We start from the raw sequence: 22691 nt of genomic DNA on the forward strand, positions 1-22691 counted from the left end.
ACGCATTGCAACCGGTTTGCAGTTTCATCCTTCACAACAACACTTACCCGCGCTTCGGACCATCACATGCTGCAACAGGAAACGACCATCGTGAACAAGCTGGGGCTGCACGCGCGTGCGTCGGCCAAGTTGACGCAACTCGCCGGCAACTACCAGGCGGAAATCTGGATGAGCCGCAACGGCCGCCGTATCAACGCCAAAAGCATCATGGGCGTGATGATGCTGGCAGCAGGCATTGGAAGCACCGTGCTGATCGAAACGGAAGGCACCGACGAAAAGGAAGCGATGGACGCACTGTTGAAACTGATCGCCGATAAATTCGGCGAGGGCCAGTGAGCTTGCGCGTCCACGTTGCGAAGAGCATCCACCACGCCGCGGCTGTCCGCGGCGTTTTTTTTAGCGCATGACAATGGGTGATTCGGCGTCCATGAAACCGACGACGATCGTTGCGGCTGCGACAATTCGTGCTGCGCTGCACACAGCCCCGGCGCCCGCGCGAGGGGCGTGGAATTTATAATGGCGACGAGAGTCTGAGAGCACTGCAGCGGTTTGCCGCGGCATCACACAACTAGAGGAGGTGCGCGTGTCCTTCACGCTGCATGGAATTCCCGTGTCACGCGGTATCGCCATTGGGCGGGCTTACCTGATCGCCCCGGCTGCACTCGACGTAGACCATTACCTGATCGAACCCGCTCAGATCGAGAGCGAGGTCGAGCGTTTCCGTGCGGCCCAGCAGTTCGTTCATGGCGAACTCGACACGCTGCGTGCCGACCTCGCCGCGGACGCGCCCAGCGAAATGGGCGCGTTCATCAACGTTCATTCAATGATCCTGAACGATGCGATGCTCGTGCAGGAAACCATCGACCTGATCCGCACGCGCCGCTATAACGTGGAATGGGCGCTGACCGAACAACTCGAGCGCCTGTCGCGCCATTTCGACGACATCGAGGACGAATACCTGCGTGAGCGCAAAGCCGACATCGAGCAGGTGGTGGAGCGCGTGTTGAAGGCGCTCGCGGGTGCGTCGGTGGCGCTGGTGGACGGTGTGCACGGCGCGTGCGACGAAATGATCGTGGTTGCGCACGACATCGCGCCGGCCGACATGATGCAATTCAAAACGCAAACGTTTCAGGGTTTCGTCACGGACCTCGGCGGCCGCACCTCGCATACGGCGATCGTCGCGCGCAGTCTCGGCATTCCGGCCGCGGTCGGCGTGCAGCACGCGAGTGCGCTGATCCGTCAGGACGACCTGATCATCGTCGACGGCGATCATGGCATCGTGATCGTCGATCCGGCGCCGATCGTGCTGGAAGAGTATTCGTATCGTCAAAGCGAAAAGGCGCTCGAACAGCGCAAGCTGCAGCGCCTGAAATTCTCGCCGACGCAAACCCTGTGCGGCACGCGTATCGAACTGTGCGCGAACATCGAACTGCCGGACGACGCGCGCGCGGCGCTCGATGCGGGCGCAACGGGTGTCGGACTGTTTCGCACCGAATTCCTGTTCATGAACCACAAGGACCGCTTGCCCGAGGAGGAGGAGCAGTTCGGCGCGTACCGTCGCGCGGTCGAGTTGATGAACGGCTTGCCGGTCACGATCCGCACGATCGACGTGGGCGCCGACAAGCCGCTCGACTCGATGGGCGGCGGCGATGGCTACGAAACCGCCGCGAATCCGGCTCTCGGGCTGCGAGCGATTCGCTGGAGCCTCTCGGAGCCGCAGATGTTCCTCACGCAACTGCGCGCGATTTTGCGCGCGTCGGCGTTCGGCACAGTGAAGATCCTGATTCCGATGCTCGCGCACGCGCAGGAAATCGACCAGACGCTCGATCTGATTCGCGAAGCCAAGCGTCAACTGGACGATGCCGGCATGGCCTACGATCCGAACGTGCAGGTCGGCGCAATGATCGAGATTCCGGCTGCGGCGATCGCGTTGCCGCTGTTTTTGAAGCGACTGGATTTCCTGTCGATCGGCACGAACGATCTGATTCAGTACACGCTGGCGATCGATCGCGCGGACAACTCGGTCGCGCATCTGTACGACCCGCTGCATCCGGCGGTGCTGCATCTGATCGCGTTCACGCTGCGCGAGGCGAAGCGGGCGGGGGTGCCGGTGTCGGTATGCGGCGAGATGGCGGGCGATCCGGCGTTGACGCGCCTGCTGCTCGGCATGGGCCTCACCGAGTTCTCGATGCATCCGAGTCAACTGCTGGTGGTCAAGCAGGAAATTTTGCGCTCGCATCTGAAGACGCTGGAAAAGCCGGTGGCCGATGTGCTGGCTTCGTTCGAACCCGAAGAAGTGCAGGCCGCGCTCAAGCGCGTGGCGTTGGCTTAGCGAGGTTTGCCGGATCGGCTTCGAATGAACAAACGCCGCACATCTGCGGCGTTTGTTCATTCAGCGTCTTGCATGCTCAGTCCCGATGCTGTTCACCACACACCGGGCAATCCGGCTGGCGCGCAATGCGCATCGTGTTCCATTCCATCCGCAGCGAATCGAGCATCGTCAGGCGGCCCGTCAGCGGCGTGCCGATTTTCCCGATCACTTTGAGCGCCTCCGCAGCCTGCATCGAACCGATGATGCCGACCGTCGGCGCGAATACGCCCATCGTCGAGCAGGCGACTTCCTCGAACGGCTGGTCTTCCGGAAACACACACGCGTAGCAGGGTGACGCTTCGTCACGAAAATCGAAGGTGCTGATCTGGCCGTCGAAGCGCAGTGCCGCGCCCGACACCAGCGGCACGCCGTGCCGCACGCAGGCGCGATTGATCGCGTGGCGCGTCGCGAAGTTATCGGTGCAATCGAGCACGACAGTCGCGTGCGGCACTTCGCGGTCGAGCCACACGTCGTCGACGCGTTCCGCCACCGCGTTCACCGCGACCTCGGGATTGATCCGCGCGATCGCGTCGCGCCCGGATTCCACTTTTTTTCTGCCAACCGATGCCGTCACGTGCAGGATCTGCCGTTGCAGATTGGTGAGATCGACCGTATCCGCATCGACCAGCGTCAAATGGCCGACACCTGCCGCCGCGAGATACATCGCAGCGGGCGAACCGAGCCCGCCCGCGCCGACGACGATCGCGTGCGCGTCGATAAAGCGCTGCTGCGCCTCGATGCCGATTTCATCGACGAGGATATGGCGGGAATAGCGGAGGAGTTGGTCGTCGTTCATGGCGGGGCGCGTGAGTGTCGCGCAATGGGACGCAACCGGCGGTTTGCGGCGCGCGTTTTCGTTGCTGTTATTTTAATCGCGCGAAGGGTGCGGCTTGCTGCGGGTTTTGCTGGAGCGTTTTTTCGTGTTCCGAGGCGTGTCTTCGCAGCAAGTTTCGCTGCGAAGACACGTCGGGTGCTGCTTACTTGGCCGGAGCCGGAGCCGAGGCCGGTGCGGCCGCCGAAGCCGGACCCGATGCGCCCGGAACCGGTTGAGTCGGCTTCACCGCCACCGGCGCGGAGGCCGATGTGGCCGGCTTGTTCTGTGCCAGACGCCGCTCGGTCAGCGACTTCGATTCCTGCACGGTCTTGCCTTGCAGCTTGTTCAAAGCCTGTTGCAGCATGAAGTCGTCGCCCGAACCGAACTCCACCGGCTTACGCTCACGATCCTTCTGACGCTGTTCAGGCGTCTTCTTGTCGTTCTGCTCCTCGAGCTGGCGCAACTGATCCATGCGTTCCTGTTCGCGCCGTTCCGCTTCCTTCTTCTCGTTCGGATCCTGGGTGTTCGCCAGGTGATTCGAGTAGTCGACTTCGCGAGTGACCAGCGCGTCGTCCGGATCGCCTTCGGCGTATTGATCCACCGCGATGTCAGGACGGATGCCCTTGTTCTGAATCGAACGGCCGCTCGGCGTGTAGTAGTACGCCGTGGTCAGGCGCAGCGCGGTTTCGGCCGTCATGGGCCGGACGGTTTGCACCGAGCCCTTGCCGAAGGTGGTCTTGCCGACGATCAGCGCGCGGTGCTGATCCTGCAGCGCGCCCGCGACGATTTCCGAAGCCGACGCCGAGTAGGCGTTGGTCAGCACGACCATCGGCACGGTCTTGAAGATCGGCGCTTCGTCCTTCAGCGGATCGCTGTCGAAGGATTGCAAGCGGTAGTTGTCGTAGGTGTCGCGATAGACCTGTTTCGAATCCGGAATCTGCCCGTTGGTGGACACCACCACCGAATTCGGCGGCAGGAATGCGCCCGCGACGCCGACCGCGCTTTGCAGCAGACCGCCGCCGTTGTTGCGCAGGTCGAGCACGAGACCCTTCAGGTTCGGCTGCTGACGCGCGATGTCCTGCAGCCTCGCGGCGAGGTCAGGCGTGGTGCGTTCCTGGAAGCTGGTGATGCGGACGTACGCATAGCCCGGCGCGAGGATCTTCATCTTGACCGACTGGACCTTGATGATCGCGCGCGTGACCGTGAGCGGGAACGTGCGGTCGTCGGTCTTGCGGAAAATGGTGAGCGTGACCTTGGTGCCCGGCTCGCCGCGCATCTGCTTGACCGCCTGGTCGAGCGTCATTCCGCGCACGGGCTTGTCGTTGATACGCGTGATCAGGTCGCCCGGGCGAATGCCAGCGCGGAACGCCGGCGTGTCTTCGATCGGCGAGATCACCTTGATCAGGCCGTCTTCCGACGAGATTTCGATGCCGAGCCCCGCGAAGCGACCCTTGGTCTGCTCCTGCAGTTCTTCGTAATCGGTCTTGTCGAGGTACGACGAGTGCGGGTCGAGGCTCGACACCATGCCCTTGATCGCGGCGGTGAGGAGCTTTTTGTCGTCGACCGGTTCGACGTACTCATGCTTGATCTGCCCGAACACTTCGGCAAAGAGCCTGAGCTGGTCCAGCGGCAGCGGGGTTGCCGTGGCGCTGGCGGGTTGCTGGGCCGAGGCCGAGAGTTGCAGGGTGGCAAATGCGCCAGTAGCAAGGCCCGCGGCAATCAGGCCGATAGTTTTCAGGTTCTTTCGCATAGAGTCTGTTGCGGTCGGAAGCGCGTGGCAGCGTCGATAGAGATGGGGACGGACAAGTATAACTGCACACCCGCGCACTCAGGGCGCGGTGCGGGCAATCGTGATTCGACAGCACATGCCGGGCCTGGTTCGACGGAATGTGCTCCATCGCCGAAGGCATGCACCGCAAGCGGCGGATGCCGGCCACGAGCGCGCCTGGGCGATGCTAGCCGCGTTTCTGCCGTTCGGCGCGGGGCTGCGCCGTTTGCCGCGCCCAGCCGTATTTTTCATCGGAGGGCGGCGGCCGGACGACGCGATCAGCCCGCCTTGCCTTGCTTGGCGACCGCGGCTTGCGCCTTCGCGATCGCTTCCTGATCGCCCAGATAATAGTGCTTGATTGGCTTCAGGTTCTCGTCGAGTTCATAGACGAGCGGCACGCCGTTCGGAATGTTCAGCCCGACGATGTCCGCGTCCGAAATATCGTCCAGGTACTTCACCAGCGCGCGGATCGAGTTGCCGTGCGCCGCGATCACCACCTTGCGGCCCGACTTGATGGCCGGCGCGATCGACTCGTTCCACAGCGGCAGCACTCGCGCCACGGTGTCTTTCAGGCACTCGGTGAGCGGCAGTTGCTCGCGCGGCACCTTGGCATAGCGCGGATCGTCGTAGGGCGCGCGTTCGTCCGACGGCTCGAGCGCCGGCGGCGGCGTGTCGTAGCTGCGGCGCCAGACCAGCACCTGTTCGTCTCCAAACTTGGCGGCGGTTTCGGCCTTGTTCAGACCCGACAGCGCGCCATAATGACGCTCGTTCAGACGCCACGAATGCACCACCGGCAGGTACATCAGATCCATCTGATCCTGTACGTGCCACAAGGTGCGGATCGCGCGCTTGAGCACCGATGTGTAGGCGATGTCGAACGTGTAGTCCGATTCCTTCAGCAGCACGCCCGCTTGCTGCGCCTCACGATTACCCTGCTCGGTGAGGTCGACGTCGACCCAGCCCGTGAAGCGGTTTTCCTTGTTCCACGTCGATTCGCCGTGGCGGATGAGAACGAGTTTGTACATGAGATTGCCGGTCGGTAGTAAGGAAGCGGTAAAGCGCGGCGAGCTTGCTCGCGAGGAGCGTCGCCATCGCGTCAGACGGTTATTTTATAATGGCCGGATTGCCCTTTTCGATTTCTCTCTTTTTCGGCGGATTTTCCGTGAAGTTTTTCACTGATTACACAAACCTTGTACTGATCGCGATCGTCCTCATCTCCGGTGGGTTGCTGCTGTGGCCGACGATCAGCCGGCGCGGCCGCGGTGGCCTGTCGGCCGCTGAAGCCACGCAACTGATCAACCGGCGCAACGCGGCGGTCATCGATCTGCGGCCGTCCGCCGAGTTCGCCAAGGGTCATTTGCCCGCGGCGCGGCACCTTGAATTCGCGGAGCTGCAGGCGAAAGTCGCGCAGCTTGTGAAGAACAAGAGCAACCCGGTGCTGCTGGTCTGCCAGAACGGCCAGCAGTCGAACAAGGCGGCGCGTATCGTTCAGGATGCAGGGTACGCCGAAGTCCACGTTCTGGAAGGCGGCGTCGACGCCTGGCAGAAAGCCGGCATGCCGGTGGTGAAACAAGGAGTAGCCAAGTGAATAAAGTCATCATGTACAGCACGCAGGTGTGCCCGTATTGCCAGATGGCCGAACGTCTTTTAAAGTCGCGCGGCGTCGAGCACGTTGAGAAGGTACTGATCGACAAGGACCCGGCCCGCCGCGAGGAAATGATGACGCGGACCGGCCGCCGCACGGTGCCGCAGGTGTTCATCGGCGAGACGCATGTCGGCGGGTACGATGACCTTTCCGCGCTCGATCGCGCGGGCGGTTTGATGCCTCTGCTCGAAGAAGCCGCCTGAATTCGCGGCGCCCGCGCGCCGCATGAGCAGGGCGGGTGAAATACAAGCCGGCGCATCCCGGCCTTTACAGGGCGGGCGATGCGCCGCAACGATCTGGCGGCCCTTGAAGCCATGGGCCGCCGCTATGCACATCCATCAGGGAACCATTCAATCATGTCCGACGAGAATAACCAGCCGTTCTTCAACATCCAGCGCATCTACCTGAAGGACATGTCGCTCGAGCAGCCGAATTCGCCGGGCATCTTCCTCGAGCAGGAAATGCCCTCGGTCGAAGTCGAAGTCGACGTGAAGGCCGAACGCCTCGCCGACACCGTGTTCGAAATTCTCGTCACGGGCACGGTCACGGCCAAGGTGTCGGAGAAGGTCGCGTTCCTCATCGAAGCCAAGCAAGCCGGCATTTTCGACATCCGCAACATTCCGGCCGAACAGATCGATCCGCTGGTCGGCATTGCCTGCCCGACGATCCTTTTCCCGTATCTGCGCTCGAACATCGCCGACGCAATTACCCGCGCCGGTTTCCCGCCGATCCATCTGGCCGAGATCAACTTCCAGGCGCTGTACGAGCAACGTCTCGCGCAAATGGGCGGCCAGGACGGCGCGGCGCAAAACGGCGTCACGCATTAACGCGCCACGGGCGGTGCCGGCTATGAAGGTTGCCGTACTCGGCGCCGGTGCATGGGGCACGGCCCTCGCCGGCCATCTGGCCGCGCGGCATGACACGGTGTTGTGGGCGCGCGAGCCAGCGCTCGTCGCCGAGCTCCGCGCTTCGCGCGAAAACGCCCGCTACCTGGCGGGCGTTGCCTTGCCGCCGGCACTTCGCTATGAAGCTGACCTGGGCGCGGCACTCGATCACGCGCTCGCCGACGACGCGTTATGCGTCGTCGCAACGCCCGTGGCCGGACTGCGCGGTCTCTTTCAGGCGATGCGGGATGCGGGCAAGGTGCCGGCGCACGTAATCTGGCTGTGCAAGGGTTTTGAAGCCGACTCGCAGTTGTTGCCGCATCAGGTGGTCGCAGCCGAACTGCCGGGGCATGGCAGCAACGGCGTACTCTCGGGTCCGAGTTTCGCGCGCGAAGTCGGCCAGGGCTTGCCGGTTGCGCTGACGATCGCGAGTGTGTCGGCAGCATGTCGCGAGCGCACGGTCGCCGCGTTCCATCACGGCGCCATGCGCATCTATACCGGCGACGACGTCGTCGGGGTGGAGGTGGGCGGCGCGGTGAAGAACGTGCTGGCGATCGCAACGGGCATCGCCGACGGCCTCGGTCTCGGTCTCAACGCACGCGCGGCGCTGATCACGCGCGGTCTCGCGGAAATGTCACGGCTGGGCGTGACGCTCGGCGGACGGGCCGAAACGTTCACCGGCTTGACCGGCCTCGGCGATCTGATTCTCACCGCAACGGGGGACCTGTCGCGCAATCGCACGGTCGGCATGCAACTCGCCGCGGGTCGTACGCTCGACGACATTCTCGGCGGCCTCGGTCACGTGGCCGAAGGCGTGCGTTGCGCGCAGGCCGTGCTGGCGATCGCGCGCGCTCACGCGATCGAGATGCCCATCACGCAAGCGGTGTGCGCCGTGCTGTTCGACGGCATAGCGCCTCGCGACGCCGTCAGCGCCCTGCTGCGGCGCGATTCCAAAGCCGAATAGGCGCCACCTTACAGTTCGAGTCTTCAACCGTTCAGCGCGCAAAAGTGCTGAACGGTTGCCCCATCTCGCTGTCCACGTTTTATCGACGCTTCGGACCAGCGAGGTTCCCATGTTCACCTTCAATCGTTGCACGCTCGAAGCACGCGTGGTCGACATCACGACGCTCGGCGTGGATGCGATCGTCAACGCGGCGAATACGTCGTTGTTAGGCGGAGGCGGCGTGGATGGCGCGATTCATCGCGCGGCCGGCAAGGAGTTGCTGCATGAATGCGAGCAGCTCGGCGGCTGCGCGACCGGCGACGCGAAGCTCACCGGCGGCTACCGCCTGCCTGCCAAACATGTGGTCCATGCGGTCGGCCCGGTCTGGCGAGGCGGGGCGCACGGCGAAGCCGACCTGCTCGCGTCCTGCTATCAGCGTTCGCTCGAAGTGGCGCGCGAGGCGGATTGCAAGAGCATCGCGTTTCCCGCGATCAGCTGCGGCATCTACCGTTTCCCCGCCGACGAAGCGGTGCGGATTGCGGTCGGCACCGTACTCGAAAACTTGCCGCGCGCGCCGCGGATCGAGCGGGTGATATTCGCCTGTTTCGACGATGCAATGCTTGCGCGCTACGAAGCCGAATTGAAGCGCCGTCACGCGCCGCCCTCGAAGCCGGTCTGACGCCAGGCCTCGAACACCACCACCGCCACCGTATTCGACAGATTCAGGCTGCGATTGCCGGGGCGCATCGGCAGACGCACGCGCTGCTCGTTGGCGAACTGGTCGAGCACCGAGTCGGGCAGGCCGCGCGTTTCGGCGCCGAACACGAACCAGTCGCCGGATTGAAACGCATGCTCGTGAAAGCGACCCGAGCCGCGTGTGGTGAAGGCGAACATACGCGCCGGGTCCGGTGATTCCTTGGCGACGAACGCCGACCAATCGGCATGCACGTTCATTTGCGCATACTCGTGATAGTCGAGACCCGCGCGGCGCATCCTGGCGTCGTCGAGCGGAAAGCCGAGCGGCTCGATCAGATGCAGCCGCGCGCCGGTGTTGGCGCACAGACGGATGACGTTGCCGGTGTTCGGCGGAATTTCCGGTTCTACGAGAACGACGTTGAACATGATGAGACCAGGTGGAGACTAGTTTTTCGGTGTGCGCAGCGCGACGAAGTTGGTGACCCGCCGCGCACCGGCGGCTTTGAGCGTGCTTGCCAGCGCCTCGAGCGTGGCGCCGGTCGTCATCACATCGTCGACGATGCCGACATGCAGGCCTTGCACCGGTTCGGCCACCTTGAAGGCGCGGCCCACGTTCAGCCGGCGCGCCTCCAGGTCGAGCCGCGATTGCGGCGCGGTATGGATCACGCGATGCAGCAAGGTGGCGTTGCCGCGCACAGTCAGCGCGCGGGCCAACGGCCTCGCGATTTGCCATGCCTGGTTGTAGCCGCGCTCGGTGAGACGTTGGCGGGCGAGCGGCACGGGCGCGATCACATCGGGCCGCGCCGATCTGTCCTGCCACGAGTCTTGCGCGAGCCGAGCGAGGCGTAGCGCGAACTCGCGCGCCAGCATCAACCGGGCGCGAAATTTCAGGCCGAGCGCCAACGCGTCGAGCGGTGGACGGTAATCCGCCAACGCGAGGGTCGCGTCGAACGAGGGCGGCTCACCGATGCATTCCGCGCAGCGATAGTAGGCACGGCTCGCCGCTCGCATCTCGGACAAGGGCTCGGCGCATACCGTGCACCGCAATCGGCTTTCATTCCAATACGCTTCGTCGCAACCGGCGCACAGTGTCTTATGCGACAAATCGCCGCATAACGCGCACAGATTCGGCAGCACGGCTTGGGTCACATGCGGCCATGCCGAACGCAAGCCGTGTGCAAAACGAACGAAGCGCGTGGTCGAACCGCCGGGGAATGAAGAAAACAGACGGAATGGCATGATTCGACCGCCCGAAGGCCTTTCGCACTGAATGAAGGGAAGCGAACGAGTATACTTCGGGCTCCACGCCAGTACGACACTCATGTCCCCAACTTCCGCTCAATCCGGCCGTCCGGCCTATGATTCCCGGCGTCTGCGGCGGATTTTCGACCGCCGTGCCGCGACCTTCGACGAGGTCGCCTTCCTGCCGCGCGAAATCGCCCAGCGCATGCGCGAGCGTCTCGATTACATCAAGGTGACGCCGGCGAGCGTCCTCGATGCCGGCTGCGGGGCGGGCGAAGACATTCCCGCGCTGCGTGAGCGCTTTCCCGAGGCGCCGGTGTTCGGCTCCGATCTCTCGCATGGCATGCTCAGCCGCGCGCTGCGCCACGATTCCGGCGACACGAGTTGGCGGCGATTTCTGCCGGCAACGCTCGGCAAGGCGCTCGGCGCCCGCGGCCCACGATTCGCGCAGGCCGACTTCTCGGCGCTGCCGTTCGCGGCCGGCGCCTTCGAATTCATCTGGTCAAACCTCGCGCTGCACTGGCATTCGCGTCCCGATCTCGTCTTTCCAGAATGGCAGCGGGTGCTGAAGGTCAACGGGCTCCTGATGTTCAGCACGCTCGGCCCTGATTCGCTCAAGGAGTTGCGCGGCGCCTATGCGGAAGTCGAGGCCGCGCACGGCGTCGTCATGCGCAAGCACGTGATCGACTTTGTCGATATGCATGATCTGGGCGACATGCTGGTCGAGAGCGGCTTCGAGATTCCAGTGATGGACCAGGAAACGCTCACGATCACCTACAAGTCCCCCGAGTCGCTGCTCGCGGACGTGCGCCGCTGGGGCGCCTATCCGTTTGAGCGCGAAGCGTCGTCGAGTGCCGCCGCACGCAGGCTGCACAAGGCACTGCTCGGGGCGCTCGAAGCCCGTCGGCGCGCGGACGGCACCATCGCGCTGACCTTCGAGGTGATCTACGGACACGCATGGAAAGCCGTGCCGCGCACCACGGCCGAAGGTCATGGCATCGTGCGGATCGAGGATATCGGACGAGGTTCCTCGAGGAACCGTTGAGGAATCAACGAGGCGGTAAAGCGGGCATCTGTTATGCCCGAAATTACCGCTTCGAAGGACGCGCAAAAGGTGCGTCAAAACGGCGCGGAGGCTTGTCACGCCTGGCTTGTGAGCCAGCCGAGGCTTGCTTGTGGATGCTATGGATCGCGCCTATAATGCGTCAGTTTGTCGCCCGGAGTTCCCACATTTGGGGCGGCAGGCCCGAGACGCAGGGCTGCAAAATGAAGTGGCGCGGCGGTGTAGCGAGCGGCCGCATGGTGGTCGCGAGCACTGTCAGCAGCCGGGGATTCGCAGGAGGCTGCGATGGAAGCATCAGATCTGCTGGCGGATTCGGAACCGGTCCTCAAAGACTGGATCATGAAGCGCAACTGTTCGATGTCTCCACGGCAGTTCGTATGTCTCTACGTGTCGCTTGCGTTGTTCTCGTTGGCAATTGCTTTCATGCTGGTTCTGGTCGGCGCCTGGCTGGTGTTGCCGTTCACCGGTATCGAATTGCTGGCGGTGGGCGTCGCGTTTGCCATCTATGCGCGTCATGCTGTTGATTACGAGCGCATCCGGCTGTTTCAGAACCGGCTCGTGATCGAGCAGGTCAGCGGCGAGCGGCTCACGCAATTTGAATTCAATCCGCGCTGGGTGCGGATCGAGGCGGGCGCAACGCCGCGCGAGCAGATCAAACTGATCTCGCGCGGGCAGACGGTCATGATCGGGCAACATCTCGCGCAGTATCGGCGCGCGCAGTTCGCAGGCGAACTGCGCATGTGGCTCACACGTTGCTAGACGTGTCGAGCGCGCGGCGTTCACGGGGAGCGCGGGGCAGCCTGCCGGCGGGGTCGAGGGTTTGAATGGAAATTTTGGGTAAGGAAGCTATGAAAACAATCAAGCGAGCCCTCATGGGCGTGCTGGCGACGAGCGGACTGCTTTTCGCCGGTGCCGCCCTGGCAGTGGGCGATGTTCCGGGCGGCCCTGCCGTCAACGAGATCAATCTCCAGCCGCCTGTGACGAAAATCGCTGAGGAGCTCTACAGCCTTCACACGTTCATGCTGATTCTTTGCACGGTGATCTTCATCGGCGTGTTCGCTGTGATGTTCTATTCGATCTTTGCTCACCGCAAATCGAAAGGCCACAAGGCTTCGAATTTCCACGAAAGCACCACCGTCGAAATCATCTGGACGATCGTGCCGTTCGTCATCGTCGTGCTGATGGCGCTGCCCGCCACCAAGACCGTCGTCGCGATGAAGGACACCACGAACGCCGACGTCACCATCAAGGTCACCGGCTACCAGTGGAAGTGGGGCTACGACTACGTGAAGGGTCCGGGCGAGGGCATCAGTTTCCTGTCCACGCTCTCCACGCCGCGTGCGGAAACCGACGGTCGTCAGCCGATTTCCACTACCTATCTGCAGGAAGTCGACAATCCGCTCGTCGTTCCAGTCAATAGCAAGATCCGCATCATCACGACCGCGAACGACGTGGTCCACTCCTGGTACGTGCCGGCTTTCGGCGTGAAGCAGGACGCGATTCCGGGTTTCGTGCGCGACACGTGGTTCAAGGCGGAAAAGGTCGGCACGTTCCGCGGCTTCTGTACCGAACTGTGCGGCAAGGAACACGCGTTCATGCCGGTGGTGGTCGACGTACTGTCCGCCGACGACTACGCGAAGTGGGTCGACACGCAGAAGAAGAAAATGGCGGCCGGCAAGGACGACCCGAACAAGACCTACACGTTGGCCGAGTTGATGGAGCGCGGCGGCAAGGTGTACGCGGCGAATTGCGCGGTCTGCCATCAGCCGACCGGCAAGGGCGCGGGCGCATTCCCGGCAATCGACGGCAGCAAGGTCGCGCACGGCCCGCTGGCCGAGCACGTAAGCCTCGTACTGAAGGGCAAGAACGCGATGCCTGCGTGGGCGCCGACGCTGAACGACGTCGAGATCGCCTCGGTCATCACATACGAACGTAACGCGTGGAGCAACCACACGGGCGACATTCTCCAGCCGAAGCAGGTGGCGGACGCGCGTAACGGCAAGCTGCCCGAAGGCGGCAACCATCTGGCCGACGCAGGCGCCGCGGCGAGCGGTGCCGAAGCGGCTTCGGGTGCGGCGGCAGCTTCGGGTGCCTCGGGTGCGGAAGCAGCCGCGGGCGCTTCGGACAGCGCGGCCGCACCGCAAGCGGCATTGCCGGCAAGCGTCTACTTCGATACGGGCAAGAGCACGCTGCCGGCCGACGCGAAAGCGGCGGTCGAGGCGGCCGCGGCTTACGCGAAGGCGCATCCGGACGCGAAGTTCACGCTGTCCGGTTTCACCGACGCAACCGGTTCCGCCGACACCAACGCCAAGCTCGCGAAGAGCCGCGCCGAAGCCGTGCGCGACGCGTTGAAGGCAGCCGGCATCGCCGAAGACCACATTATTTTGAAGAAGCCGGAAACGATCACGGGCGGCAGCGACGCGAAAGAAGCCCGGCGTGTTCAGATCAGCCCGGCTGCCTGACGTGTTCATGGTCAGCATCGCAGTATTTGCTTTAGGAGATTGTCATGTCTAGCATCGGACACGATGTAGTCGCGGGCCACGAGCACGTGCACGGCGACCATGCCCACGAAACGCCGCATGGCTGGCGCCGTTGGCTGTTCGCAACCAATCACAAGGACATCGGTACGCTGTACCTGATCTTCTCGTTCGTCATGTTCCTCTCCGGGGGCGTGATGGCGCTGATGATCCGTGCCGAACTGTTCGAGCCGGGTTTGCAGATCATGCGCCCCGAGTTCTTCAACCAGTTGACCACCATGCACGGCCTGATCATGGTGTTCGGCGCGATCATGCCGGCGTTCGTCGGCTTCGCGAACTGGATGGTGCCGCTGCAGATCGGCGCATCGGACATGGCTTTCGCGCGGATGAACAACTTCAGCTTCTGGCTGCTGCCGGTGGCGGCTGTCCTGTTGGTCGGTTCGTTCTTCTCGCCGGGCGGCGCGACCGCCGCCGGCTGGACGCTCTACGCGCCGTTGTCCACGCAGATGGGCCCCGGCATGGACTTCGCGATTTTCGCGGTTCACCTGATGGGCGCTTCGTCGATCATGGGCGGGATCAACATCGTCGTGACGATCCTGAACATGCGCGCGCCCGGCCTCACGCTGATGAAAATGCCGATGTTCGTCTGGACATGGCTGATCACCGCATACCTGCTGATTGCCGTGATGCCGGTTCTCGCAGGCGCGATCACCATGGTGCTGTTCGACCGTCACTTCGGCACGTCGTTCTTCAACGCGGCCGGCGGCGGCGACCCGGTCATGTACCAGCATATCTTCTGGTTCTTCGGGCACCCCGAGGTGTACATCATGATCTTGCCGGCGTTCGGGATCGTGTCGCAGGTGATTCCGGCGTTCTCGCGCAAGCCGCTGTTCGGCTATAGCTCGATGGTGTACGCAACCTCGTCGATCGCGATTCTGTCGTTCATGGTCTGGGCGCACCACATGTTCGCAACCGGCATGCCGGTGACGGGCCAACTGTTCTTCATGTACGCCACGATGCTGATCGCGGTGCCGACAGGCGTGAAGGTGTTCAACTGGGTCGCGACGATGTGGCGCGGTTCGCTGAGCTTCGAAACGCCTATGCTGTTCGCGGTCGGCTTCCTGCTGGTGTTCACGTTCGGCGGTCTGTCGGGCCTGATGCTCGCGATGGCGCCGCTCGACATTCAGTATCACGGCACCTACTTCGTGGTGGCGCACTTCCACTACGTGCTGGTGGCGGGGTCGCTCTTCGCGCTCTTCTCCGGCTGGTACTACTGGGCGCCGAAGTGGACCGGCTGGATGTACAACGAAACGCGCGGCAAGATCCACTTCTGGGCGTCGATGTTCTTCTTCAACCTCGCGTTCCTGCCGATGCACTTCGTCGGTCTCGCAGGCATGCCGCGTCGCTATGCTGACTATCCGGCCCAGTTCACCGACTGGAACCAGGTCATCTCGATCGGCGCTTTCGGTTTTGGTCTGGCGCAGGTGTACTTCCTGTTCGCTGTTGCATTGCCGGCCTACCGTGGCGGCGGCGACCATGAAAAGGCCGGCGACAAGCCGTGGGACGGCGCAACGGGCCTCGAGTGGACCGTGCCGAGTCCGGCTCCGTTCCACACGTTCGAAAACCCGCCGACGGTCGAGTAATCGTCAGCCAGCAAGATAGCCGGTTGCGGCGGCGGCGCGGATAGCGCGTCGCCCTCCGGGCCGGCAGCCGTAGCGGCGGTTTCCGCCGTGTCACAAAGGTATTCAGAAGCTTGAGCATGACGCGCAATCCACAGGAAAGACGTACGCCGGAACAGATTCGCGCAAGCAACAGGCGGATTGGACTTGTGATGTTCGCCATCGCAGCGATATTTTTTGCGAGCGTCATCATCAATCAGGCGTGGTTCTCCTGACGCGGCGGTTGAAGTCCGTTTGCAGGTTTGTTGAGGATTGAGATGTCGACGCAACCGCCGGCTCAGGCCGACCGCTCTTTTAACCGTTCGATGCTGATCAAGCTGTTCGTGGTCGCGTTGATGATGTTCGGTTTCGGTTTTGCGCTGGTGCCGATGTACCGCGCGATCTGCGAGATCACCGGCATCAACAACCTCGTGCAGCGTGATGCCACGGCGCGCGAGGCGAAGAATACGCAGGTCGACATGAGCCGCACGATTTCGATCGAATTCGACGCGAACGCGCGCGGCCCGTTGGGTTTCAAGCCGGAGCAGCGCAGCCTCGACGTGCACCCGGGCGAAGTGACGACGGTGATGTACGAGGTCAGCAACGAGCAGGCGCGCACGATTCAGGCGCAAGCCATTCCGAGCTACGCGCCGAAACAGGCCACCGAGTACTTCAAGAAGATCGAGTGTTTTTGCTTTACGCAGCAGACGTTGACCGCGAATCAGACCAAGCGGATGCCGGTGGTGTTCGTGGTCGATCCGAAGTTGCCGAAGGATGTGAAAACGATCACGTTGTCGTACACGTTCTTTGAATTGAGCACGCCGGCCGCGGCGAAGACCGGAAGCGCGGCGCTCCCGGCCAATACGGCGGCAACCGCCGCCAACCCCGCTTGACGGCATGAGCCGCTGGCGAAGGAAGACGAGATGAGCAATAACGGCGGCAGTCCGCGCAAGAGCAGTTTTGGCCAGTCGATGCGAGCCGTGCTCTGGTCGTTTTTCGGCGTGCGCAAGCGCCGCGATCTGGAAGCGGACGCCACGCAGTTGAACCCGCTGCATGTGATTGCGGCGGCGTTGATCTGCGCGGCCGTTTTCATCGGCGTGCTGATCCTGGTCGTGCGGACCGTGGTGGGTTGAAGCGGTAGGCGCGTGCAGGATACAGGGCGAAGCAAAGCCCACGAATTAGAGTGAAGCGGTGCGGTATCGACGCGCCGCCGAAGATACAGCCGGAGATTCCGGAACAACTGGACTGAAGTGGAGAATCAAGAATGAGCGGTCAAAACGAGAGCCCGTACTATTTCGTACCGCATCCGTCGCGGCATCCGATTAGCGCCGCGGTTGGGTTGCTGGTCATGCTCGGATCGCTGGCGGCCTGGATCAATGCGCATGACTGGGCGCCGATTGGCGTTGTCGTCGGTTTGTTGTGGCTGCTCTTTACCTTGTGGCACTGGTTCGGCGACGCGATCGCCGAGTCGGAAGGCGGCATGTACGGCAAGAATGTCGACAAGTCGTACCGCTGGAGCATGAGCTGGTTCATCTTCTCCGAAGTGATGTTCTTCGGCGCGTTCTTCGGCGCGCTGTTCTACGCGCGCGAAATCGCGCTGCATCAACTCGGCAGCCTCGATTACAAGCTGATCTGGCCGGACTTCTCCGCGGTGTGGCCGAACAATGGTCCGGCAGCGCTGGTCTCGACCTTCAAGTCGATGCAGCCGTGGCCGATCCCGACCATCAACACGGCGCTGCTGCTGTCCTCGGGCGCCACGCTGACCGTTTCGCACCACGCGCTGCGCGAAGATCATCGCAAGAAGGCGATGATCTGGCTGGCGGCTACGCTCGTGCTCGGCGTCGTCTTTCTGTTCTTTCAGGGCTACGAGTATTTTCACGCTTACCACGAACTGAACCTGACGCTGGCCTCGGGCGTGTACGGTTCAACGTTCTTCCTGCTGACGGGCTTCCACGGTTTCCACGTGTTCCTCGGCGGCACGATGCTGGCGGTGGTGCTGGCGCGCATGATTCGCGGCCACTTCACGGCGGAGCATCACTTCGCGTTCGAAGGCGCCGCCTGGTACTGGCACTTTGTCGACGTGGTGTGGCTGGGGCTGTACGTCGTGGTGTACTGGCTGTAACGCAGTCCGGCTTGCGTCCGCCGGTTCGCCGGAATCGCATGAGAAGCCGGTCGCGCAACGTCTGTGAAGGACGCGGCGCATAAGGAACGGATCAGCGCCGCCCTCGACCCTGTCAGGGCGGCGTTTTGTTTAGCGGAGTAGGGGACTTTCCGCCGGGCTCAACGCCCGTAAGGAATACCGGTCGACTGAATCCAGCCCATCCAGTGTGCGAACAGGATGAACAGGAACAGCGAGATCGACAGGCCCACCCGCGTGGCGAGCGACCAGACCATCCGCTTGGTTTTGCCCTTGTCATGCATCATGAAGTACAGCGCCGACACCATGCTGGCGATGATCAGGACGAAGGCGACGGGAACGAGAATGTGCATGGAACCAACTGAAAGCGGAAAGCGCATAGGCGAGACGATCATTATCTCACCGCGCGCTAGCGTCTGCCGTACCTTCCCGGTGGTGCGGCGCGCGATGCCGGAGCGCGTTCGATGAAAATTCGCCTCATTCCCGCACTGCTGATTCTGCTGGTGATCGTGGTGACCGTGCGGCTCGGTTTCTGGCAGCGCGAGCGCGCGCATCAAAAGGAAGCGCTCGAAGCGCACATCACGCAGTTCGAGCATGCGCCGGCGCAGCCGGTGAGCAGCCAGGCGGTCGAATTGAAGGACATCGAATTCCATCGCGTGAAGGCGCGCGGCAGTTTCGTCGCGGACAAGGTCGTGTACCTCGATAATCGTCCGTATAACGATCAGCCCGGCTTTTACGTCGTGATGCCTTTTAAACTGGCCGACGGTGGTTATGTGCTGGTCAATCGCGGCTGGTTGCCGCGCAACATGAGCAATCGCGAGACCATCGCGCCGTATGCCACGCCGCAAGGCGAGATCGAAATCGAGGGTATCGCGCGCGCCGATGCTTCGCGCGCTTTCGAGTTGGGGCAGGGCGGTTCTGCCGCGCATCAGTTGATCCGGCAGAATCTGGATATTGCCGCTTACGCCGCGGAAACCGGCCTGCCGTTGCAATCGTTCGTGATCCAGCAATTGAACGACGACGGCGACAAACTGGTGCGCGATTGGCCTGCGCCGACGAGCGGCGTCGAGCGCAATTACGGCTATATGTTCCAGTGGTGGGGCATGGCGGCCGCGGCGCTCGTCTTCGGCGTGTACGCCGCGCGCCGCGCGGCAAAAAAAGAGCACGCGCCGGGCGTGTAACGCAGCGCATGCGGTTTCGTCGGCCACGCACGGGCCGGCGACCGCGCAATCATTGAAAGAGGTTCTGTAGTGTCGACGCAATCTCCCCGTTCGCCGCAAGCCGGCAAATCCGAAGCTCCGAAGCAAGCGATGCCCGGCCAACCCAACGGCAAGGGCTCATGGGAGCGTGGCCGCTGGATCCTGTTGTTGCTGGCGATCGTCTGCGCGGCGCCGATCGTCGTGTCGTATGTCACGTACTACGTGATCAAGCCGACCGGCGGCAGCACGAGTTACGGCAAGCTGGTCGAACCGCAGCGGCCGATCCCCGACTCGCTCATGGTCACGGGCGAGGACGGCAAGCCGCTCAAGTTCGCTTCGCTGCGCGGCCGCTGGCTGCTGATTTCGGTCGACAGCAGCGCGTGCGACAAAGCCTGCGTCACCAAGCTCTACTTCATGCGGCAAATCCGCGCGGCGCAGGGACCGGAGCGCGAGCGCGTCGTCGAAGTATGGCTGCGCACCGACGCAGGCAACGTCGCGGACGTGATACAAAAAGCGTATCCCGACACCAACATGCTGGTCGCCGACCCGGCGCAAGTGGCCGCGTGGCTGCCGGCCGATACCGGCACCCAACTCACCGATCACATTTACATGGTCGATCCGAACGGCAATCTGATGATGCGTTTCCCGAAAGATCCGAACCCCAGCAAGATCAAGGGCGACGTGACCAGGCTGCTCAAATGGTCGAGCATCGGCTGACGCCGCAACCAGGGTAAGAGAGAAGATGTTCGTCCTGCAACTGGCCTTGATCGGCTTGTGTATCGCGTTGTTGCCGCTGTCCTACGTGTGGGTCAAGGCCGACGACAACAAATTCCGCAAGCTGGTCTGGCTCACCACTTTCCTGACGCTGGACCTGGTGATGTTCGGCGGCTTCACGCGCCTCACCGATTCCGGCCTCGGCTGTCCCGACTGGCCGGGCTGCTACGGCACGTCGTCGCCGTTCATCGCGCACGCGGCGATCACTGCCGCGCATCAGGCGATGCCCACCGGCCCGGTCAGCATGACGAAGGCATGGATTGAAATGATCCACCGCTACTTCGCCATGGCGATCGGCGTGCTGATCATCGCGCAGACGGTGATTGCGTGGACGGCGCGCATCAAGCGCCGCCCGCTGCATGTGTCGCCGTGGTGGCCGACCTCGCTGTTGCTGCTGATTCTGGTGCAGGGCGCATTCGGGGCATGGACCGTGACGATGAAACTGCAACCGGTGATCGTGACGATTCACTTGCTGCTCGGCCTCGCGCTGCTCGGCACGCTCGGCTGGCTGGCCGCCCGGCAGACGCCGTTGCCCGCTTACGAACCCGAAGCCGCGCGCTGGCGCGCGGCGGCCATCGCCGGCCTCGTGCTGCTGATCGTGCAGATCGCGTTGGGCGGATGGGTCAGCACGAACTACGCCGTGCTCGCCTGCACGGACTTCCCGACCTGCAACGGCCAATGGGTCCCGTCAATGGACTTCGAGCACGGCTTCCACCTGTGGCGCGCACTCGGGATGACCCGCGACGGCGACATGATCACGCAGGATGCGCTGGTCGCGATTCACTGGACGCACCGCACGTTCGCGATCGTGGTGGTCGCCTATCTGGTATGGTTCGCGCTGAAACTGCGCCGCTTCGAGTCGCTGCGCCGTCCGGCGGACGGCGTGCTGCTGATCGTGCTGATCCAGTTCATCACCGGCCTGTCGAACATCGTTTTGCAATGGCCGCTACCCATTGCGGTCGCCCATAACGGCGGCGCGGCGATCCTGCTGCTGCTACTCGTTATGCTAAACTTTCGAATCGCTTCTAGCCGTCCCGGCCGCGCCGCGTTGCCCGCGCGCGATGCCGCGCCAGCGTGACCCACATGGACAGCACAACTCTCTCCCAAACGCCCGGCAGCCGGGTCTCCCAGTACATCGCCCTGACCAAGCCGCGCGTCACGCAGCTTGCGGTGTTCTGCGCGGTCATCGGCATGTTTCTGTCGACGCCCGGCATGGTGCCGTGGACCGTGCTGATCGGCGGCACCGTCGGCATCTGGCTGCTGGCCGGCGCGGCGTTCGCGATCAACTGCCTCGTCGAACAGAAAATCGACGCGAAGATGCGCCGCACCTCATGGCGGCCGTCCGCGCGCGGCGAAATCACCACCGTGCAGATCCTGTCGTTTTCGGCCGTGCTCGGCGGCCTCGGCATGTGGACGCTTTACACGTTCGCCAATGCGCTGACCATGTGGCTGACGCTGGCCACCTTCGTCGGCTATGCGGTCATCTATACGCTGCTGCTCAAGCCCGCCACGCCCCAGAACATCGTGATCGGCGGCGCCTCGGGCGCAATGCCGCCGGCGCTCGGCTGGGCCGCGGTCACCGGCCACGTGCCTGGGGACGCATGGATTCTCGTGCTGATCATCTTCGTGTGGACGCCGCCGCATTTCTGGGCGCTCGCGCTCTATCGCCGCAAAGACTACGAAAACGCCGGCTTGCCGATGTTGCCGAACACGCACGGCGAGAAGTACACGCGTCTGCATATCCTGCTCTACACGGTGATCCTGTTCGCGGTCACGATGATGCCGTTCATCTCCGGCATGAGCGGCGTGGTGTACCTCGCGGCGGCGGCGCTGCTCGGCGCCGTGTTCCTCGCGTATGCGTGGAAGATCTATCGGGAGTATTCGGACGATCTGGCGCGCAGAACCTTCCGTTATTCGATCGTCTATCTGTCGCTGCTGTTCGCCGCGCTGCTGATCGACCATTACGCACGCGTCCTGATCGGCGTTTAATCCCATGATCAAAAACCGCTTCGCGCGCACGGCGCGTGCTGCCGTGCGGACCGCCGTGATCGCTTGCGCGCTTGGCGGCGCCGCGCTGCTGGCAAGCTGCGGCAAGCAGCCGCCGGCGTTCCAGAATCTCGACATCACCGGCAATACTCAATTCGGGAGCGACTTCGCGCTGCCCGACACGTCTGGCAAGATCCGCACAATGGCGGATTACAAGGGCAAGGTCGTGGTGCTGTTCTTCGGCTACACGCATTGCCCGGATGTCTGCCCGACGACGATGGCCGAACTCTCGCAAGCGCTACAGCAACTCGGCCCGGAAGACGCGAAGCGCGTGCAGGTGCTTTTCGTCACCGTCGATCCCGAGCGCGACACGCCCGCCTTGCTCGCGCAATACGTGCCGGCGTTCAACCCGACGTTCGTCGGCTTGCGTCCGGCCGATCAGGCGCAACTCACCAAGGTCACGAAAGACTTCCGCATCTACTATGCGAAAGTGCCGGGCAAGACGCCGGACAGCTACACGATGGATCACACGGCGGCGAGCTATGTACTCGACACGAACGGCAAACTGCGTCTGTTCGCGCGCGACGGCCAGGGCGCGGCGCCCTGGGTGCACGACATCAAGCTGCTGCTCGACTGACGCTTCGATACATGGGGGCGCGCCTATCAGCCGCGCGCCCCGTTCTCAAATCCCTTCCTCGCTGCCGTTTTCAAGCCGGAACCGGCAAATTCAACCCCGCCGCGAGGCGCGTCGTCTTGAACTCCGTCACTTCATAACGCGCGAGATTTTGCTGCGCGAACGGGTCGCTCGCGAGAATCTCGTCCAGCTTATCGCGCTCGATGCGCACCGCCAGAATGATGCCGCCGTCGCGCGGCATCTTCGGCCCGGCGGCCACGAATACGCCTGCATCGAAGTGCTTCGTCAGAAACGCGCGGTGCGCTTCGAGCGCGTCGTCGATACGTTCGAGCGGTGCGGTGTAGATGAGATTGATGACGTACATAAGTGTTCTCGCAGGCAATTGAATGAATCGAATGGA

27 protein-coding genes are annotated in these 22691 nt (G+C 63.1%); 20 read left to right on the plus strand and 7 right to left on the minus strand.

What is annotated here, in order from left to right:
- Positions 1 to 66: 66 nt before the first annotated feature.
- Together BUE39_RS14500 and ptsP are read left to right on the plus strand one after the other, a co-directional pair.
- On the plus strand, positions 67 to 336 hold the full coding sequence (locus BUE39_RS14500; protein WP_054035732.1) for an HPr family phosphocarrier protein: 270 nt from the start codon (positions 67 to 69) through the stop codon (positions 334 to 336).
- 247 nt (positions 337 to 583) lie between these two features.
- Positions 584 to 2332: a phosphoenolpyruvate--protein phosphotransferase gene (gene ptsP, locus BUE39_RS14505; protein ID WP_073429360.1), complete on the plus strand. Its 1749-nt coding sequence runs from the start codon at positions 584 to 586 to the stop codon at positions 2330 to 2332.
- 76 nt (positions 2333 to 2408) lie between these two features.
- Here the strand turns inward: ptsP and BUE39_RS14510 are convergent, their stop codons facing one another.
- The 3 genes from BUE39_RS14510 to gpmA form a co-directional block, all read right to left on the minus strand.
- Entirely contained in the window at positions 2409 to 3167 is a 759-nt protein-coding gene (locus BUE39_RS14510) for a HesA/MoeB/ThiF family protein (protein ID WP_073429361.1), read from the minus strand.
- A 181-nt stretch (positions 3168 to 3348) separates the two neighbouring features.
- Positions 3349 to 4935, minus strand: a complete 1587-nt coding sequence (locus BUE39_RS14515; protein WP_073429362.1) for a S41 family peptidase — start codon at positions 4933 to 4935, stop codon at positions 3349 to 3351.
- A gap of 296 nt (positions 4936 to 5231) precedes the next feature.
- The gene (gpmA, locus tag BUE39_RS14520; RefSeq protein ID WP_073429363.1) at positions 5232 to 5978 is read right to left on the minus strand and encodes a 2,3-diphosphoglycerate-dependent phosphoglycerate mutase; all 747 of its coding nucleotides are present in this window, start codon (positions 5976 to 5978) and stop codon (positions 5232 to 5234) included.
- Positions 5979 to 6115: 137 nt separating this feature from the next.
- Here gpmA and BUE39_RS14525 point away from each other — a divergent pair, with 137 nt between their 5' ends.
- The 5 genes from BUE39_RS14525 (at position 6116) to BUE39_RS14545 (ending at position 9104) form a co-directional block, all read left to right on the plus strand.
- Positions 6116 to 6541 carry a rhodanese-like domain-containing protein gene (locus BUE39_RS14525; protein WP_073429450.1) on the plus strand — a complete coding sequence of 142 codons (426 nt, stop codon included), beginning with the start codon at positions 6116 to 6118 and terminating at the stop codon, positions 6539 to 6541.
- Positions 6538 to 6801 carry a glutaredoxin 3 gene (gene grxC / locus BUE39_RS14530; protein WP_073429364.1) on the plus strand — a complete coding sequence of 88 codons (264 nt, stop codon included), beginning with the start codon at positions 6538 to 6540 and terminating at the stop codon, positions 6799 to 6801. The genes BUE39_RS14525 and grxC overlap by 4 nt, the downstream gene beginning before the upstream one ends.
- Positions 6802 to 6954: 153 nt before the next feature.
- On the plus strand, positions 6955 to 7425 hold the full coding sequence (secB, locus tag BUE39_RS14535; RefSeq protein ID WP_073429365.1) for a protein-export chaperone SecB: 471 nt from the start codon (positions 6955 to 6957) through the stop codon (positions 7423 to 7425).
- A gap of 22 nt (positions 7426 to 7447) precedes the next feature.
- On the plus strand, positions 7448 to 8446 hold the full coding sequence (locus tag BUE39_RS14540; protein ID WP_073429366.1) for an NAD(P)H-dependent glycerol-3-phosphate dehydrogenase: 999 nt from the start codon (positions 7448 to 7450) through the stop codon (positions 8444 to 8446).
- Positions 8447 to 8555: 109 nt separating this feature from the next.
- Positions 8556 to 9104 (plus strand): O-acetyl-ADP-ribose deacetylase, encoded by a 549-nt coding sequence (locus tag BUE39_RS14545; protein WP_073429367.1) that lies wholly within the window; start codon positions 8556 to 8558, stop codon positions 9102 to 9104.
- On the opposite strand, the gene trmL is transcribed toward BUE39_RS14545, so the two are convergent.
- Both trmL and BUE39_RS14555 read right to left on the minus strand, forming a co-directional pair.
- Positions 9077 to 9547: a tRNA (uridine(34)/cytosine(34)/5-carboxymethylaminomethyluridine(34)-2'-O)-methyltransferase TrmL gene (trmL, locus tag BUE39_RS14550; RefSeq protein ID WP_073429368.1), complete on the minus strand. Its 471-nt coding sequence runs from the start codon at positions 9545 to 9547 to the stop codon at positions 9077 to 9079. The two genes, BUE39_RS14545 and trmL, sit on opposite strands and share 28 nt — an antisense overlap.
- An 18-nt stretch (positions 9548 to 9565) precedes the next feature.
- Entirely contained in the window at positions 9566 to 10360 is a 795-nt protein-coding gene (locus BUE39_RS14555; RefSeq protein WP_073429369.1) for a ComF family protein, read from the minus strand.
- A gap of 82 nt (positions 10361 to 10442) precedes the next feature.
- On the opposite strand from BUE39_RS14555, the gene BUE39_RS14560 reads away from it, so the two are divergent.
- From BUE39_RS14560 to BUE39_RS14590, 8 genes are all read left to right on the plus strand, one after another.
- A complete protein-coding gene (locus BUE39_RS14560; protein ID WP_073429370.1) occupies positions 10443 to 11408 on the plus strand; it encodes a methyltransferase domain-containing protein in 966 nt (321 codons plus the stop codon).
- A gap of 303 nt (positions 11409 to 11711) precedes the next feature.
- On the plus strand, positions 11712 to 12185 hold the full coding sequence (locus tag BUE39_RS14565) for a DUF2244 domain-containing protein (RefSeq protein ID WP_073429371.1): 474 nt from the start codon (positions 11712 to 11714) through the stop codon (positions 12183 to 12185).
- Between the two features lie 65 nt (positions 12186 to 12250).
- Complete coding sequence (gene coxB / locus BUE39_RS14570; protein ID WP_073429372.1) at positions 12251 to 13888, plus strand: cytochrome c oxidase subunit II; 1638 nt, start codon at positions 12251 to 12253, stop codon at positions 13886 to 13888.
- A 44-nt stretch (positions 13889 to 13932) separates the two neighbouring features.
- Positions 13933 to 15546: a cytochrome c oxidase subunit I gene (ctaD, locus tag BUE39_RS14575; RefSeq protein WP_073429373.1), complete on the plus strand. Its 1614-nt coding sequence runs from the start codon at positions 13933 to 13935 to the stop codon at positions 15544 to 15546.
- 116 nt (positions 15547 to 15662) lie between these two features.
- Positions 15663 to 15797, plus strand: coding sequence for a cytochrome oxidase small assembly protein (locus BUE39_RS35465; RefSeq protein WP_090518769.1), 135 nt, complete (start codon positions 15663 to 15665; stop codon positions 15795 to 15797).
- Positions 15798 to 15839: 42 nt separating this feature from the next.
- Positions 15840 to 16454 carry a cytochrome c oxidase assembly protein gene (locus tag BUE39_RS14580; RefSeq protein WP_073429374.1) on the plus strand — a complete coding sequence of 205 codons (615 nt, stop codon included), beginning with the start codon at positions 15840 to 15842 and terminating at the stop codon, positions 16452 to 16454.
- Between the two features lie 30 nt (positions 16455 to 16484).
- Positions 16485 to 16694, plus strand: coding sequence for a DUF2970 domain-containing protein (locus tag BUE39_RS14585; RefSeq protein WP_073429375.1), 210 nt, complete (start codon positions 16485 to 16487; stop codon positions 16692 to 16694).
- Between the two features lie 131 nt (positions 16695 to 16825).
- Positions 16826 to 17683 carry a cytochrome c oxidase subunit 3 gene (locus tag BUE39_RS14590; protein ID WP_073429376.1) on the plus strand — a complete coding sequence of 286 codons (858 nt, stop codon included), beginning with the start codon at positions 16826 to 16828 and terminating at the stop codon, positions 17681 to 17683.
- Positions 17684 to 17841: 158 nt separating this feature from the next.
- On the opposite strand, the gene BUE39_RS14595 is transcribed toward BUE39_RS14590, so the two are convergent.
- Positions 17842 to 18051 carry a twin transmembrane helix small protein gene (locus BUE39_RS14595; RefSeq protein WP_073429377.1) on the minus strand — a complete coding sequence of 70 codons (210 nt, stop codon included), beginning with the start codon at positions 18049 to 18051 and terminating at the stop codon, positions 17842 to 17844.
- Between the two features lie 111 nt (positions 18052 to 18162).
- Here BUE39_RS14595 and BUE39_RS14600 point away from each other — a divergent pair, with 111 nt between their 5' ends.
- From BUE39_RS14600 to BUE39_RS14620, 5 genes are all read left to right on the plus strand, one after another.
- Positions 18163 to 18879: an SURF1 family protein gene (locus tag BUE39_RS14600; protein ID WP_073429378.1), complete on the plus strand. Its 717-nt coding sequence runs from the start codon at positions 18163 to 18165 to the stop codon at positions 18877 to 18879.
- Between the two features lie 69 nt (positions 18880 to 18948).
- Complete coding sequence (locus tag BUE39_RS14605) at positions 18949 to 19614, plus strand: SCO family protein (RefSeq protein ID WP_073429379.1); 666 nt, start codon at positions 18949 to 18951, stop codon at positions 19612 to 19614.
- A gap of 25 nt (positions 19615 to 19639) precedes the next feature.
- Positions 19640 to 20749 (plus strand): COX15/CtaA family protein, encoded by a 1110-nt coding sequence (locus tag BUE39_RS14610; RefSeq protein WP_073429380.1) that lies wholly within the window; start codon positions 19640 to 19642, stop codon positions 20747 to 20749.
- 5 nt (positions 20750 to 20754) lie between these two features.
- Positions 20755 to 21660 carry a heme o synthase gene (gene cyoE / locus BUE39_RS14615; protein ID WP_073429381.1) on the plus strand — a complete coding sequence of 302 codons (906 nt, stop codon included), beginning with the start codon at positions 20755 to 20757 and terminating at the stop codon, positions 21658 to 21660.
- A gap of 4 nt (positions 21661 to 21664) precedes the next feature.
- Positions 21665 to 22294, plus strand: a complete 630-nt coding sequence (locus BUE39_RS14620) for an SCO family protein (RefSeq protein ID WP_073429382.1) — start codon at positions 21665 to 21667, stop codon at positions 22292 to 22294.
- Between the two features lie 70 nt (positions 22295 to 22364).
- Here BUE39_RS14620 and BUE39_RS14625 read toward each other — a convergent pair whose 3' ends face one another.
- Entirely contained in the window at positions 22365 to 22655 is a 291-nt protein-coding gene (locus BUE39_RS14625) for a YciI family protein (protein WP_073429383.1), read from the minus strand.
- Positions 22656 to 22691: the final 36 nt, after the last annotated feature.

Origin of the sequence: Paraburkholderia terricola, assembly GCF_900142195.1 — a bacterium.
GTDB lineage: Bacteria > Pseudomonadota > Gammaproteobacteria > Burkholderiales > Burkholderiaceae > Paraburkholderia > Paraburkholderia terricola.

What these genes read in the sequence shown, in the direction of transcription:
- BUE39_RS14500 (WP_054035732.1), top strand. Translation starts at nt 67, where the DNA reads ATGCTGCAACAGGAAACGACCATCGTGAACAAGCTGGGGCTGCACGCG.
- BUE39_RS14510 (WP_073429361.1), bottom strand. Translation starts at nt 3,167, where the DNA reads ATGAACGACGACCAACTCCTCCGCTATTCCCGCCATATCCTCGTCGAT.
- BUE39_RS14515 (WP_073429362.1), bottom strand. Translation starts at nt 4,935, where the DNA reads ATGCGAAAGAACCTGAAAACTATCGGCCTGATTGCCGCGGGCCTTGCT.
- gpmA (WP_073429363.1), bottom strand. Translation starts at nt 5,978, where the DNA reads ATGTACAAACTCGTTCTCATCCGCCACGGCGAATCGACGTGGAACAAG.
- secB (WP_073429365.1), top strand. Translation starts at nt 6,955, where the DNA reads ATGTCCGACGAGAATAACCAGCCGTTCTTCAACATCCAGCGCATCTAC.
- BUE39_RS14540 (WP_073429366.1), top strand. Translation starts at nt 7,448, where the DNA reads ATGAAGGTTGCCGTACTCGGCGCCGGTGCATGGGGCACGGCCCTCGCC.
- BUE39_RS14545 (WP_073429367.1), top strand. Translation starts at nt 8,556, where the DNA reads ATGTTCACCTTCAATCGTTGCACGCTCGAAGCACGCGTGGTCGACATC.
- trmL (WP_073429368.1), bottom strand. Translation starts at nt 9,547, where the DNA reads ATGTTCAACGTCGTTCTCGTAGAACCGGAAATTCCGCCGAACACCGGC.
- BUE39_RS14555 (WP_073429369.1), bottom strand. Translation starts at nt 10,360, where the DNA reads ATGCCATTCCGTCTGTTTTCTTCATTCCCCGGCGGTTCGACCACGCGC.
- BUE39_RS14560 (WP_073429370.1), top strand. Translation starts at nt 10,443, where the DNA reads ATGTCCCCAACTTCCGCTCAATCCGGCCGTCCGGCCTATGATTCCCGG.
- BUE39_RS14565 (WP_073429371.1), top strand. Translation starts at nt 11,712, where the DNA reads ATGGAAGCATCAGATCTGCTGGCGGATTCGGAACCGGTCCTCAAAGAC.
- coxB (WP_073429372.1), top strand. Translation starts at nt 12,251, where the DNA reads ATGGAAATTTTGGGTAAGGAAGCTATGAAAACAATCAAGCGAGCCCTC.
- ctaD (WP_073429373.1), top strand. Translation starts at nt 13,933, where the DNA reads ATGTCTAGCATCGGACACGATGTAGTCGCGGGCCACGAGCACGTGCAC.
- BUE39_RS35465 (WP_090518769.1), top strand. Translation starts at nt 15,663, where the DNA reads ATGACGCGCAATCCACAGGAAAGACGTACGCCGGAACAGATTCGCGCA.
- BUE39_RS14580 (WP_073429374.1), top strand. Translation starts at nt 15,840, where the DNA reads ATGTCGACGCAACCGCCGGCTCAGGCCGACCGCTCTTTTAACCGTTCG.
- BUE39_RS14585 (WP_073429375.1), top strand. Translation starts at nt 16,485, where the DNA reads ATGAGCAATAACGGCGGCAGTCCGCGCAAGAGCAGTTTTGGCCAGTCG.
- BUE39_RS14590 (WP_073429376.1), top strand. Translation starts at nt 16,826, where the DNA reads ATGAGCGGTCAAAACGAGAGCCCGTACTATTTCGTACCGCATCCGTCG.
- BUE39_RS14595 (WP_073429377.1), bottom strand. Translation starts at nt 18,051, where the DNA reads ATGCACATTCTCGTTCCCGTCGCCTTCGTCCTGATCATCGCCAGCATG.
- BUE39_RS14600 (WP_073429378.1), top strand. Translation starts at nt 18,163, where the DNA reads ATGAAAATTCGCCTCATTCCCGCACTGCTGATTCTGCTGGTGATCGTG.
- BUE39_RS14610 (WP_073429380.1), top strand. Translation starts at nt 19,640, where the DNA reads ATGTTCGTCCTGCAACTGGCCTTGATCGGCTTGTGTATCGCGTTGTTG.
- cyoE (WP_073429381.1), top strand. Translation starts at nt 20,755, where the DNA reads ATGGACAGCACAACTCTCTCCCAAACGCCCGGCAGCCGGGTCTCCCAG.
- BUE39_RS14620 (WP_073429382.1), top strand. Translation starts at nt 21,665, where the DNA reads ATGATCAAAAACCGCTTCGCGCGCACGGCGCGTGCTGCCGTGCGGACC.
- BUE39_RS14625 (WP_073429383.1), bottom strand. Translation starts at nt 22,655, where the DNA reads ATGTACGTCATCAATCTCATCTACACCGCACCGCTCGAACGTATCGAC.